The sequence below is a fragment of the Rudaeicoccus suwonensis genome, from assembly GCF_007829035.1.
Taxonomy (GTDB): domain Bacteria; phylum Actinomycetota; class Actinomycetes; order Actinomycetales; family Dermatophilaceae; genus Rudaeicoccus; species Rudaeicoccus suwonensis.
In genome coordinates, this window is the sequence record NZ_VIVQ01000002.1 from 419,705 (window position 1) to 433,034 (window position 13,330).

The window sequence follows — 13,330 nt, forward strand, 5'->3', positions numbered from 1 at the left end:
GCTTAACCCGCTCCCACCAGTGGTTGGCTGAGTCCGCCGCCGTCGCTGTCGGCCCCCTCCACCGACCCACCCGGTGCCTCGGTGTGCGACGGAGTCGGAGCCGTGCGCGATGGCGTCGGGATGGTCCTGCTCGGTGTCGGCACCGTCTTGCTCGGCCCCGGGTTCGGCGGCGCCGAGGTGGTCACCGACGGCTGGGACTGCGTCGGACTCGGCGACGAAGCAGTCGTCGACGGTGGTGCCGTGCTGGCCGGCGAGGAGAAGGTCGTAGCCGGCGAGACCGTCGTGCTGTTCGGCAACTGCGCGACCGGCTGACCCTTCAGTGCGGCCCGCATGAAGTCCAGCCAGATGGTCGCCGGAACGTCGCCGCCGTAGAACGACTGACCTGCCTGCGCCAGGGGGGTCGTGCCGTTTCCGGCATACATGCCGACCGAGGTGGTCAGCTGGTCGGGCGTAAACCCGGTGAACCACGCCGAGAGGTAGTTGTTGGTCGTCCCGGTCTTGCCGGCGGCCGGCCGGCCCAATTGCCCAGCGGTCTGCTGCGCGGTCGCTCCGGGGTCAGTCAGCACGTGCGACGCGGCATCGGCGATGTTGTTGGCGACCCCAGAACTGATCACCTGCTGGGTCTGCGGGTGGGCGGTGTAGGAGTAGTCGCCTTCGACACTGCTCACCGACTGGATGAAGTACGGCGTTGCCTTCTTTCCGCCGGTGCTGACCGTGTTGTAGGCGTTGGCCATGTCGATGACGCGAACCGCTGCGATGCCCAGGATGTCGTTGACCTGAGGGTCGTTCATGCCCGGATCGGTCGACGGAATGCCCAACTGCTCTGCCGCAGCGAGAGTCTTGCCGCTACCGAGGTTCTGGTTGAGTTGCAGGAAGACCGTGTTCACCGAGTACGCGAGCGCCTTGGTCAGCGTGATGTTGCCGAACTGCTCGTTGTTGTCGTTGGTGAACTTCTGCTTACCGATCACCAGCGGCGAGGCGCCGTTGTAGGTCTGATTCAGGGTGAAACCGTCTTGCAGCGCCGCCGCCAGCCCGAAGATTTTGAAACTCGAGCCGCCCTGCATGGTGGAGATGGTCGCGGAGTCCTGTGTGGCGGCCGGGTCGGAGCCGCCGTACATGGCGACGACTGCGCCGTCCGGCTTCTCCGCGATCAGGCCGGTGCGGATCTCGTCCAGCCACACCTGCTCAGAGGAGACATTGTTGTTGACCGCAGCGACCGCGGCATCCTGGTCGGGCTTGCTGATCGTCGTGGTGATCCGTAGTCCACCACGGTCGATGTCCGGTTGCGACAGGCCGAGCTTGTTCTGCAACTCGTTGCGGACGGCGTTGACGATGTACCCGTTGGTGCCGGTGTTCTGCTGCACCGGCTGATACGTCTTGAACGTCGGGAACTGCTGCTGGTTGCGGACGGCCTGGGTCATCCAGCCTTCCTTGACCATGCCGTCGAGCACGTAGACCATTCGCGCATTCGCACGCTCGGCATTCGCCTCGCCGTACTGCGGATCGTAAATGGCGGGTGCGTTGATCACCGAGGCGAGGAAGGCGCCCTGACTGTCGTTCAACTGCTCGACGTTGACGCCGAAATACGCCTGCGATGCGGCCTGTATGCCGTAGGCCCCGCGGCCGAAGTAGATGTTGTTGAGGTAGTCCTGCAGGATCTCGGTCTTGGAGTACTTCCGGTCGATCTTCAGCGCGATCATGATCTCTTTGAGCTTGCGCGAGACCGACCTGTCCTGCGTGAGGAAGTAGTTCTTGACGTACTGCTGGGTGATCGTCGAACCGCCTTGTTCGCCGCCGCCACTGAGCGTCACGAAGGTCGCACGCAGGGTGCCGGTGATCGACACACCGGAGTTCTTGTAGAAGTTGCGGTCCTCCGCGGCGAGGAATTCGTACTGCACGGTCTTGGGAACCTGGCTGAGCTGGACATCCTGGCGGTTCACCGTGCTGAATCTGCCCAACTCGGTCTTGCCGTCGCTGTAGTAGATGATCGACACCTGCTTGCCGGCGTCCGCCTGCGGCTGCGGGATCGTGGTGCGCAGATACATCACCACGAGGGCCAGGAATCCCAGCACACAGAGGGTGAACAGGCCCAAGATCGTCCGCACGACGACCTTGAAGATCAGGCCGTGCTCCTTCTTGGGCTTGCCCCGGCCGAAGAACCGCCGGGTGCGGACTCCACTGCCGCCGTTGCCGGAACGTCCCGAGCCACCGCGAGAGGTGGAGCCGCCGGCGGGCTTTCTGCGGCGCGCAGCACGCGTCTGATCAGTCACCGGTGAAGGTTAACGCGGGATGCCCGACATACGGGAACTCTCGCAGCCAACTCCCAAGTTCACGACCGATGTATCGATTCGATACATCGTTCGTGTACAGTTCTCGCGAACCTGACGTCGACGCATGCCTGAGGAGGTCGCCTATGTCCCGACGCGGCGCCATCCTCGAGCTCGCCGTCCTGGGGTTGCTGCACGACCAGCCGCTACACGGTTACGAGCTGCGCAAGCGGCTTGCAGGCGTGCTCGGTGCCTTCCGTGCCGTGTCCTTCGGCTCGCTCTACCCGTGCCTCAAGGGTCTGGTCGAGCGTGGCTGGATCAGCGAGTCGGAGGCTGACAGTTCAGCTCGACAGACCGGTCTGGCCGGCAAGCGCAGCCGGATCACCTATGAGCTGACCGCGGAAGGCAAGGAGCAGTTCCAGACGCTCATGGCCCAGACGGGTCCCGCCTCCTGGGAGGACGAGACCTTCGATGTCCACTTCGCATTCTTCGGACGTGCCAGCAGCGACGTGCGGCTGCGCATTCTGGAGGGTCGACGAAGCCGGCTCGAGGAGCGTCTCGACATCGCGCGGGAGCACTCGCGCGAGCGTCGCGAGCGCACCGACAGCTACACCGCAGAACTGCACCGTCACGGGCTCGAATCCACCGAACGTGAAGTGCGCTGGCTCTCCGAACTGATCGAGACAGAGCGATCGGCATACGGCAGCAATCCGACACATCCGCATCACCCTCACGACCCGGCGACCACCGTCGGGGATGACAAGGAGTAACACCATGGGATCCATCCGCGTCGCCATCGTCGGCGTCGGCAACTGCGCGAGCTCGCTCGTACAGGGCGTCGAGTACTACAAGGACGCATCGCCCGAGGGCACCGTTCCTGGCCTGATGCACGTGAAGTTCGGCGAATACCACGTCAACGACGTGCAGTTCGTCGCGGCATTCGACGTCGATGACAAGAAGGTCGGCAAGGACCTCGCCGAGGCGATCAACTCCAGCGAGAACAACACCATCAAGATCGCGGACGTGCCCACGACCGGCGTCGAGGTGCAGCGTGGCCACACCCTGGACGGCCTCGGCAAGTACTACAAGCTGACGATCGACGAGTCGGCCGCCGAGCCGGTCGACGTCGTGCAGGCACTCAAGGACGCCAAGGTCGACGTGCTCGTCTCCTACCTGCCGGTGGGTTCGGAGCAGGCCGACAAGTACTACGCCCAGTGCGCCATCGACGCGGGCGTCGCCTTCGTCAACGCGCTGCCGGTGTTCATCGCCTCCGACCCGGAGTGGGCGGCCAAGTTCGAAGCGGCCGGTGTGCCGATCATCGGTGACGACATCAAGAGCCAGGTCGGTGCCACGATCACCCACCGCGTGATGGCGAAGCTGTTCGAGGACCGCGGCGTCGTGCTCGACCGCACCTACCAGCTGAACGTCGGCGGCAACATGGACTTCAAGAACATGCTGGAGCGCGAGCGCCTCGAGTCCAAGAAGATCTCCAAGACCCAGGCCGTGACCTCCAACCTGGAGCACGACATGGGCGCCCGCAACGTGCACATCGGCCCGTCGGACTACGTGCAGTGGCTGGACGACCGCAAGTGGGCGTACGTGCGCCTCGAAGGCCGTGCCTTCGGTGACGTGCCGCTCAACCTGGAGTACAAGCTCGAGGTCTGGGACTCCCCGAACTCCGCAGGCATCATCATCGACGCCATCCGTGCGGCGAAGATCGCCAAGGACCGCGGCATCGGCGGCCCGCTGCTGTCGGCATCGTCATACCTGATGAAGTCCCCGCCGGAGCAGCGTCGTGACGAGATCGGTCGCGCCAAGCTCGAAGCCTTCATCGACGGCACCGAAGCACGCTGACCTCGACACCTCGAAACATCGACGGGCGGCCGCTCACCTCTTGCAGGTGGGCGGCCGCCCGTTTCGTCGGTCCCGCGAGGTATGACGATCCGCTCGCCTCTCGCCACCCCCGACGACGGCGGCGGTAGTGCCGGCTCAGCGGACGATCGCGACGGCGCTCTTGGCGTGATGCAGCACGCCATGGCTGACCGAGCCGAGCAGCAGGCCTCCGAAGCCGCCGCGGCCACGTGAGCCTGTGACGATCAGGTCCGCGCCGTCAGCGGCCTTGAGCAGCGCGTCGGCGGGCAATCCCTCGACCAGGACTGTGTCGACGCTGAGGTCGGGGTAGGTCTCGCGCAGCGTGGCCGCAGCGCGCTGGAGTGTCTCGGCTGCCTGCTTCTTGATGTCCTGCAGCAGGGTGTCGCCGTGGCTGTAGTCCACGGGCATGAGGCCGTCCGCGATGGGATCGCGCCATACGGTGACGAGGGTCAGCTTGCCCTTGGACCGGACGGCGACGCCGGCGGCGAAGTCGACGGCGTCCTGCGAACCCTCGGAACCGTCGAGGCCGACCACAACCGCCTGGCCGTTCCGGGCGCCGATGTCGGCGCCGCGCCGGATCACCACGACCGGGCAGTGCGCGTGCGCGGTGATCTCGTAGGACACCGAACCGAGCAGCGCGGACAGGAGCTGGCCGCGGCCACGGCTGCCGACGACCACGAGTTCTGCGTCCTTGGAGAACTCGACCACGGCACGGGCGGTGTCACCGGTGGTGCCGTGCGCGGTGACGTCCTTGACGCCGAGTTCACGGGCCTTGGCCGCACCCTCTTCGGCGATCGCCTGGGCGGACTCGGTGAACATCTCAGCCGGAAGTGGGGCCGCGTAGTTCGCGTCGCCGAGCATCGACGGAAGCCCCGCGACGCTGACGACCGCCAGCGGGACATCGCGCGCGATGGCGGCGCGGGCGGCCCAGGTGAGGGCGCCTTCGCAGTCGTGTCCGGAACTGTAGGAAAGGACGATCACGGCAACCTCCATAGCGTGGAACCGATCCATCTGCAGGATCTACTACAAATTGTAGTAGATAAAGTTTACCGCCGTGTCCGGCTCCGTCGAGACGCGGTCAGGTGATGACCGTCGTGCCTGGGTCGCCGGTGTCGTCAGGGTCGCGGTCTCCCCAGGCTGACGCTGTCATCGATTTCTCCCAGTGACGTCGAGATCTCGACGTCACTGGGAGAAATCGTTGGCACGGCTGCGGTTGATGGGCTGGAGGTGGCGCTCGACGATCGGCCACCAGTGTCGGGCGGCGAGATCCGAACGCGCGCTCACACCATCCACCCACATGCCGCCGGCGGTCGGCGTGACGTCGGATTGGGGCGCAAAGACCGGCACGTGGGCATGCGGCACCGGATGCGGATAGCTCGCGTCGGGCGTGGGAACCACATTGCGCACGAAGCCGACGCAGCGCAGCGGCAACGACGTGCCGCACACCTCGCGACACAGCGCTTCGAGCCCCTGCTCGGTCGTCATACGTGCGCCTGTGGGGCCGAGAAAGAGCGTGGGCAAGTCCAAGCCCTTCGCGGTCTCCACACAGAAGAACTCGGCGCCACGAGCAGCGTCGGCGTTCGCGCGGACCAGCAACAACCGCACGATGATCGCGTGGTCAGGAGGCCGGCAGTCCTCCCCGGCCCAGACCTCGGCAGTGCTGCCGGGAGGCAGCCACGCTGCGTCGGGGGTGCTGGCGATCAGGTCACATTCCATTCGGCCAGCATCACCGTGCCGGTTGACCGGCGGGCGCATGACACGCCGCTCGGCGGTCGGCGGCGGCCTGGATCGGACAGTGTGCGAGCCTGCGGGCATGACCGACATCGCGTCCGCTCTGCGAGACCTCTTGGGCAGCGACGAGCCGCTCGATGCAGCACTTGATCGCCATTTCGCGCCTGGCTACCGCCAGCGCACCGACGGCGTGTGGGACGACAGGGCGGGTTTCGCCGAGCACATCGGGCATCTTCGAACGATCGTCGCCGCGGTCGACGTCGAGGTGCTCGACGAGTTCGTCGATGGTCGAAGATATGCCGACCGGCACATCGTGACGGTGACCAAACGCGACGGTAGCCGCGTCATACAGGAGGTCTATCTGTTCGGGCAGCAAGACGAGAGCGGACGTTTCGAGCGGATTGAAGAGGTCACAATGATGCTCGCCGGGGACGAAGGGGACCGCGGAATGGGCAGCGCCAAGTAGTCCACAGGCATGGCCCAGGTGGCGCCTACCAACAAGCGGGCCAGAGCCATGGCCTGAGCGGCTATCGTCGCGAGGAAAGGCTCCTTCCAGCACCGCGAGGTTCGCCATGACCGCAGACACATTCACGCTGACCAGCCACGACGGCACGGAGATCTTCGTGCGCCGATGGCTGACGGAGGCCGCTCCGAAGGCCGTCGTGCAGATCGCACACGGTATGGCCGAACACAGTCAGCGCTATGCCCGGCTGGCCGGTGAACTCACCGCGGCGGGGTACGCCGTGTATGCCGAAGACCATCGCGGTCACGGTGAGACCACCACGGCGCAGGACGCCGGATACCTCGGCGACAACGACGGATTCGCTTGTGTCGTGGGCGATCTCGCGGCAGTTCAGGCACGCGCGGAGTCGGAGAATCCCGGGTTGCCGGTGTTCCTGATCGGTCACAGCATGGGCTCGTTCCTCGCCCGGGCCTACGCCATACAGCACGGTGAATCTCTCACGGGACTGGTGCTGTCCGGGACCGCCGGCGACCCCGGCCTGCTCGGCCGGGTCGGCACCGCCATCGCCAAGACCGAGTGCCGGGTGCGAGGTCGGCGGGCGCGCAGCCCGTTGATGACCCGGCTGACGTTCGGGCAGTACAACGCGGCATTCAAACCGGCGCGCACCGAGTTCGACTGGCTGTCCCGTGACGAGAGCGAGGTCGACGCGTATGTCGCAGACCCTGCGTGCGGCCAGGTGTTCACAGCCGGCTTCTACGCGGATCTGCTGCCGGCACTCGCCAGGATCAACAACGACGCCGAGGTCGCTGCCATCCCGGCGGCGCTGCCGGTCATGGTCATCTCCGGCGACAAGGATCCGGTCGGCGCCAACGGCAAGGGAGTGCGCGCCGTCGCCGACCAGTTGCGTCACGCCGGCATCCGGGACCTCACACTGCGGCTGTATCCGGGCGCTCGACATGAGCTGTTCAACGAAACCAACCGTGACGAAGTGGGCGCCGACGTGATCGCCTGGCTCGACGAACGGGTGATGTCGTGATGGCGTCCGCGGCCATCGACCCCGCCGCTCCATTGCTGCGCAGCAATACCGTCTCGGACGTGCTGCGCCGCAGCGCCGCCACCTTCGGCCCACGGATCGCCGTGCGCTTCGAGGATCGGACATGGACATATGCCGCTCTCGACGCGGCCGTCACCAGAGTTGCGGCATACCTGCACTCGCTCGGCCTGCACAAGGGAACGCGGGTCGCGGCGCTCGGCAGGAACTCCGACGCCTATCTCATCGGCTACCTGGCCTGCGCCCGCAGCGGCTTGGTGCATGTGCCGCTCAACTACAACCTGATCGGCCGCGAACTCACGTATCTGATCGAGCAGTCCGGTGCGGCTGCCGTGCTGGTCGACCCGAGTCTGCGTGACCACCTGGACGCCGTGCCTACGCTGCCGGGTCACCTCATCGCGCTGCGGGATACGCCCGGATCGCTCGTAGAGATCGCCGAATCGGTCGATGCACCAATGGATTTCGCGGTCGACATCGACGATCTCGACGTGGCCCAGTTGCTCTACACCTCCGGCACCACGTCGGCTCCCAAGGGCGCGATCATGACGCATCGGGCGCTGGTGAGCGAGTACATCTCCTGCCTGGCGGCACTGGATTTCCGTGCAGACGACGAGCCGTTGCACGTCATGCCGCTCTACCACTCCGCTCAGATGCACGTCTTCGTGCTGCCTGCGCTCATGGTCGGTGCGACCAACACGATCCTCGAAGTTCCCGAGCCAGGCGACGTCCTTCGCCGTCTGGCGAATGACGGTCACCGATCCTTCTTCGCAGCCCCGACCCTCTGGGTCGGTATGGCGAATCACCCCTCGTTCGAGCAGCTTTCGTTCGACGGTTTGGCCAAGGCCTACTACGGCGCCTCGATCATGCCGGTGCCTGTGCTGCACAAGTGGCAGCGCAAGGCGCCCACGGTGGGGTTCTACAACTGCTTCGGTCAGTCGGAGGTCGCACCACTGACATGCGTGCTGCGTCCCGAGGACCACGCGGACAGGCCGGATTCGTGCGGTCGGCCGGTGCTCTTCGTCGAGGCACGCGTGGTCGACGGCAACGGCGTCGAGGTGGCCGACGACGAGCCGGGCGAGATCATCTACCGCTCGCCGCAGCTGTGTTCGGGCTACTGGGAAAAACCGCAGGAGTCGGCAGAGGCGTTCCGGGACGGCTGGTTCCACTCGGGTGACCTGGTGAGGCGGGATGCCGAGGGATTCCTGTTCGTCGTCGACCGCATCAAGGACGTCATCAACACCGGCGGCGTGCTGGTCGCCTCCCGCGAGGTCGAGGATGCGCTCTACACGCATCCGTCGGTCGCGGAGGTCGCCGTCGTCGGCATACCTGACGAGAAGTGGGGCGAGAAGATCACGGCCTTCGTGGTCTTGCGCAGCGTCAGCGACGGCGTGCCAGGCGCCCCGGTCGATCAGTCAGCCGAACTGCTGGCGCACGCCCGGACCCAATTGGCGCCGTTCAAGGTGCCCAAGGAGGTCGTCTTCATCGATGATCTGCCGAGGAACGCCTCCGGCAAGATCCTCAAACGCGACCTGCGGGACACAGCAACCGAGGCCTGAACGCGCTGCAACACCAACGAAATTCGACGCTGAGGCTGCTATCACCGCCATACCGTCGAATATCGCAACAGGAGACTCAGCGAAATTCGACGCTGGGGCCGCTGTTGCCGCCCCAGCGTCGAATTTTGCCCGGCGGAGAGCCGGGCGGATTCCCGAACGTCAGCCGACCTCGCTGCTGAACACCGGGTAGTACGCGTTCGCCTGGCCGTCGGCGGTCGGGTGATACGACTCGCTGATGTCGGTGAAGTTGAGCGAGTGCAGCCACGGGTCGCTGTCGCAGATCTCGTGACCGGAGAAGGCAGACCGGACATCGGCATACGTGAAGCCGGCATTCTCGGCCGCGGTCTGGATCACCGAGTCGAGCACGTCGATACCACCGTCGATGGCCGTGCGCGAAGTCTGGCTCAGCCCGATGCAGTCCTGCGACAGGTCGTAGAACTCGGGGTAGCCCAGCACCACCACCTGCGCGTTGGGCGCGTCCGCGGCGATGTCGTTGTAGACCGCGGCCAGCTTCGCCGGCAGGTTGGTCCGGGCGTCGGCCTCGGCGGCGTTGATCTCGTTGACGCAGGTGGTCGTGCCGTCGAGGGTGCAGTCCTCCATGATCCCGCTGAAGTTCTCGTCGTTGCCGCCGATCGTGATGCTCACCAGGGTCGTACTGCTCGACAGCGCCGACAGTTGGTTGGCGATGACGTCGGAGGTCGTCGCGCCGGAGCAGGCGACCGAGGTGTATGACGCAGGCGAGTTCGCCGCCGCCCACAGTGCCGAGTACGCATTGGGGCTGCGGTCGCAACTGCCGCTGGACGAGATGTAGTCGCCGGAGCCGACACCGGCGGAGTACGAGTCACCGAGCGCGACATAGTTGGCGCCGCTCGCCGATGCGCTGACCGCCGGAACCAGTGCGAACGCTGCCGCCGTCGCACCCACCGCGAGCTTCGCTGCGAGACGCACGGCCGAGCGATTCTTGCCAAGACCTGACATGGAGGGACTCCTGGGAGAGGGAATGTGCCGTCTCGCAGTCAAGCCCTGCGTGTGTCACCAGTGGAAGAGTTCCTACCAAGCCGAAAACAGCGGCATACCAAGAATTTACCTGCGTCACCGGGGCGATTCCTGCGGTTCGCCTCACAGTTGCAGGTCGTCCCCATGGCGTCTGCCGAACTTCTCCTGAAGGAACCGATGGTTGGCCAGCAACGGCTCGCTGCCGAGTCGACCGGCATGCGTCATACGTTCGCTGACTGCACGCAGCAGCAGGTCGAGTTCGTCGGTGACCAGCTGATGACCGGTCTTGCCGTCCGCCAGCACCGTCGTGTCGGCCGTGCCGGGCGCCAAGGCGAGGAAGGACTTCAACGCCTCCGGGCCGAAATCGCTGCGAATCTGGTCGATCTCGAAGACCTCGGCGGCATCTGCGTTGCGCTCACCGAGGTAGGTCGACGCCTCGCCGCAGCGCTCGTCCAGGCGCAGCGCCTGCTCACGCAGGTCCTGCGGCAACCGCGGATCAGCAGCAAGCTCGGCCAGGCTGCGCGCGACCGTCGACGCCGGCTTGGTCAGGTCGACAACCGGCCGCGGCGGGTCCTGCTGCTGGGGCTGCCAGACGGGTTCGACGTAGTCGTAGTCGGGCGACGGGCCACCCACGTAACCGCCATGGCCCCGACCGTGGACGTGCGACCGGTTGTGGTGACCGATGCGCCCGCCACGAGCGCGGAAGACCCCGGATCCGACCAGCATCGCCAGGACGATCACAACCGCGAAGAACTCCGGCAGGTGCAACGCGCCGAAGATCACCCACATCGCAACGACAACCAACCACCAGGACTGGCGATATCGACGCATGTCAAGACTCCTCGCTGAACGAACCGCTGTGCTACAAGCAACTTGCACCCGAAGGCATACGTATGACGACGCGGGTCGCGCGTCGGCTCCACGGTACGACCGGTCACCGGTAGGTCGCCTGTGCCGAATGTCATGACGCACCACGGACAATCGCCACGGGTCGCGCCGGGTGCACGCAACCACGGGGTGGCCCACCGCGTCATACAGGTGACACACGATTGCGTCATACAGACTGTGCGACGACAACGCGAGCTGGAGGGGGCCGGATGAATCGCAGCGGGAGGGTACTCGGCGCGGCCATGGTGGCCGGTGTCTTGATCGCCGGATGCAGTTCGGCCAGTGGTGCCGCATCGACGACGCCGTCACTCACCTCTATGCCGAACACCATCGTGACGAGCCCCAACCGATTGACATCAACGACACGCGACGGCAGCTCGACAAGTTCCAGCACCGGGTCGTCGACAGCCCACAGCGCCGCCTCCGCCACCATCACGAGGTCCACCGTGACCGCGGTCGGGACCCCCTCCGCCGACCACTCGGGCACCACACCGGCGCGATCGCCCTCTCGCCCACCGGCACCGACTCCGACTCCGACCGCTGGTGGTGGCGGTGGCGGATCAGTCTCGACCGCTGCAGCATCCGCGATCGCCGTCAAGGCGTGCGGATCCGGCTATCACGTTGTGGCCCAGGCGCCTGTCCGGGCCGCGAGCGGGAAGGTCTGGGGAATGGTCTTCTTCGCCCTCGGCAGCCGCGGGTGCGTCGTGACCGTCAAGACCTCGATGGTCGGAGTGAAGACGCCCATGTCGGCTTCTGTGCAGAACCCACGGCACCATCACGAGCACCACGCCGATTCCGCGCTGTATGTCGTCGTGACGTTCCGCGCTGCCAAAGGCTCGTTCGTGTTCAGCGGGACGATCAGCGACGGCCACGGTCAGACCGCAACGGGTTCCGGCCGCGAGATCGGCTGAGCGTCACGCCTGCAACGCTCGCCGAGACCTACCCCTGACCGGCCTCCGGCTGCTCGCCCCACCAGCGCTGCAGCTCCTCGCGCGCGGCGTCCTCGCCGACCGGACCGGCATCCAGGCGGAATGCCAGCAGGTGTTTGTAGGCACGGCCCAGCACGGGCCCGGGCGTGATGCCCAGCGTCCCGGCGATCTGGTTGCCATCCAGTTCGGGCCGCACGGCTGCGAGTTCCTCCTGCTCCTGCAAAGCAGCGATGCGCACCTCGAGGTCGTCATACGTTCGCGCCAGGGCGGCGGCCTTGCGCCGGTTGCGCGTGGTGCAGTCCGAGCGGGTCAGCAGGTGCAGTCGTGACAACATCGGCCCGGCGTCGGTGACATAGCGGCGCACGGCCGAGTCGGTCCACTCGCCTCCGCCATATCCGTGGAAGCGCAGGTGCAACTCGGTCAGCCTCGCCACGTCGGCGGTCGTCGCCTTGTCGAAACGCAACGCCCGCATACGCTTGCGCACGAGTTTCGCCCCCACGACCTCGTGGTGGTGGAAGGAAACTCCCCCGCCGGGCTCGAAGGCACGCGTCGCGGGCTTGCCCACGTCGTGCAACAGCGCGGCCAGGCGCAGCACCAGGTCCGGTCCGGGGACGGTCGCCGGCGATTCGAGGCCGGGCACCGACCTCTCGCCCTCGAGAGCCATTGCCTGCTCGAGCACGGTGAGTGAGTGCTCGTAGACGTCCTTGTGCGGGTTGTGCTCGTCGACCTCCAGTTGCAGGGCCGGCAGCTCCGGCAGCACGTATGACGCAAGGCCGGTCTCCACGAGCAGTGTCAGACCGGCACGCGGCGCCGCCGACAACATCAGCTTGACCAGCTCGTCCCGCACCCGCTCGGCCGAGATGATCTCGATGGACCCGGCCATCTCACGCATCGCCTCGCGCACCCGCGGGTCGACCGTGAACCCCAGCTGCGCGGCGAACCGGGCCGCACGCATCATCCGCAGCGGGTCGTCGCCGAAAGACTCCGACGGCGCGGCCGGCGTCATGAGAGTGCGGTCGGCGAGCGCGGCCAGTCCACCGTGCGGGTCGACGAATTCCAGCGTCGGCAGCCGTAGCGCCATCGCGTTGACGCTGAAATCGCGCCGCAGCAGGTCGTCCTCCAGCGAGTCACCGAAGGACACCACCGGCTTGCGTGACTGCCGGTCGTAGACATCGGAGCGGTAGGTCGTGATCTCGACCTGCAGGCCGTCGCGTCGGGCGCCGATCGTGCCGAAGGCCCGCCCGACATCCCACGTCGCCGACGCCCACGGCTTCAGCAGGGCCTCGGTCTCCTCCGGCGACGCAGATGTCGTCAGATCGATGTCCGCCGACGTCCGCGCGAGAAAGGCGTCACGCACCGGACCACCGACGAGCGCGATTTCGTGCCCTGCGTCGGCGAAGACCTCGCCGAGGTGCTGCAGCATCGGCAGCACGGGCGCGAGGTGCTGCACCGCGCGACGCTGCAATTCGGCATACGAGCGTGCAGCGGAGTCTTCAGGTGACCGGGGGGACTTCCACACAACCGCAAGATTAGGCGAGGTGGCCGCGCCACCCCGAATCACCGGCAACCGCCACGAG

Annotated in this window: 13 protein-coding genes; 6 read left to right on the top strand and 7 right to left on the bottom strand. The window is 66.3% G+C overall.

The genetic code is table 11. From position 1 onward, the window contains the following. Positions 1-2: 2 nt before the first annotated feature. A complete protein-coding gene (locus BKA23_RS13155; protein ID WP_145229188.1) occupies positions 3-2,270 on the bottom strand; it encodes a transglycosylase domain-containing protein in 2,268 nt (755 codons plus the stop codon). 143 nt (positions 2,271-2,413) lie between these two features. On the opposite strand from BKA23_RS13155, the gene BKA23_RS13160 reads away from it, so the two are divergent. Both BKA23_RS13160 and BKA23_RS13165 read left to right on the top strand, forming a co-directional pair. Then, positions 2,414-3,037: a PadR family transcriptional regulator gene (locus tag BKA23_RS13160; RefSeq protein ID WP_145229189.1), complete on the top strand. Its 624-nt coding sequence runs from the start codon at positions 2,414-2,416 to the stop codon at positions 3,035-3,037. Positions 3,038-3,041: 4 nt separating this feature from the next. Next, positions 3,042-4,121 carry an inositol-3-phosphate synthase gene (locus BKA23_RS13165; protein WP_145229191.1) on the top strand — a complete coding sequence of 360 codons (1,080 nt, stop codon included), beginning with the start codon at positions 3,042-3,044 and terminating at the stop codon, positions 4,119-4,121. Positions 4,122-4,256: 135 nt separating this feature from the next. Here the strand turns inward: BKA23_RS13165 and BKA23_RS13170 are convergent, their stop codons facing one another. Continuing rightward, a complete protein-coding gene (locus BKA23_RS13170) occupies positions 4,257-5,120 on the bottom strand; it encodes a universal stress protein (protein WP_170226520.1) in 864 nt (287 codons plus the stop codon). A gap of 201 nt (positions 5,121-5,321) precedes the next feature. Further along, positions 5,322-5,855 (bottom strand): NUDIX hydrolase, encoded by a 534-nt coding sequence (locus tag BKA23_RS13175; RefSeq protein ID WP_145229195.1) that lies wholly within the window; start codon positions 5,853-5,855, stop codon positions 5,322-5,324. A gap of 97 nt (positions 5,856-5,952) precedes the next feature. On the opposite strand from BKA23_RS13175, the gene BKA23_RS13180 reads away from it, so the two are divergent. The 3 genes from BKA23_RS13180 (at position 5,953) to BKA23_RS13190 (ending at position 8,940) form a co-directional block, all read left to right on the top strand. Continuing rightward, positions 5,953-6,336 (top strand): nuclear transport factor 2 family protein, encoded by a 384-nt coding sequence (locus BKA23_RS13180; protein ID WP_145229197.1) that lies wholly within the window; start codon positions 5,953-5,955, stop codon positions 6,334-6,336. A 106-nt stretch (positions 6,337-6,442) separates the two neighbouring features. Then, positions 6,443-7,369, top strand: a complete 927-nt coding sequence (locus BKA23_RS13185; RefSeq protein WP_145229199.1) for an alpha/beta hydrolase — start codon at positions 6,443-6,445, stop codon at positions 7,367-7,369. Further along, entirely contained in the window at positions 7,369-8,940 is a 1,572-nt protein-coding gene (locus tag BKA23_RS13190; protein WP_145229201.1) for a fatty acyl-CoA synthetase, read from the top strand. Before BKA23_RS13185 ends, BKA23_RS13190 begins: the two co-directional genes overlap by 1 nt. A 159-nt stretch (positions 8,941-9,099) precedes the next feature. Here the strand turns inward: BKA23_RS13190 and BKA23_RS13195 are convergent, their stop codons facing one another. The 3 genes from BKA23_RS13195 to BKA23_RS17685 form a co-directional block, all read right to left on the bottom strand. Continuing rightward, positions 9,100-9,918, bottom strand: coding sequence for an SGNH/GDSL hydrolase family protein (locus BKA23_RS13195; RefSeq protein WP_145229202.1), 819 nt, complete (start codon positions 9,916-9,918; stop codon positions 9,100-9,102). A 141-nt stretch (positions 9,919-10,059) separates the two neighbouring features. Continuing rightward, on the bottom strand, positions 10,060-10,767 hold the full coding sequence (locus tag BKA23_RS13200; RefSeq protein WP_145229205.1) for a hypothetical protein: 708 nt from the start codon (positions 10,765-10,767) through the stop codon (positions 10,060-10,062). 223 nt (positions 10,768-10,990) lie between these two features. Further along, positions 10,991-11,260, bottom strand: coding sequence for a hypothetical protein (locus BKA23_RS17685; RefSeq protein ID WP_170226521.1), 270 nt, complete (start codon positions 11,258-11,260; stop codon positions 10,991-10,993). A 10-nt stretch (positions 11,261-11,270) separates the two neighbouring features. Here BKA23_RS17685 and BKA23_RS17690 point away from each other — a divergent pair, with 10 nt between their 5' ends. Continuing rightward, the gene (locus tag BKA23_RS17690) at positions 11,271-11,735 is read left to right on the top strand and encodes a hypothetical protein (protein WP_170226522.1); all 465 of its coding nucleotides are present in this window, start codon (positions 11,271-11,273) and stop codon (positions 11,733-11,735) included. 28 nt (positions 11,736-11,763) lie between these two features. Here BKA23_RS17690 and BKA23_RS13215 read toward each other — a convergent pair whose 3' ends face one another. Further along, a complete protein-coding gene (locus tag BKA23_RS13215; RefSeq protein ID WP_281287565.1) occupies positions 11,764-13,272 on the bottom strand; it encodes a CCA tRNA nucleotidyltransferase in 1,509 nt (502 codons plus the stop codon). Positions 13,273-13,330: the final 58 nt, after the last annotated feature.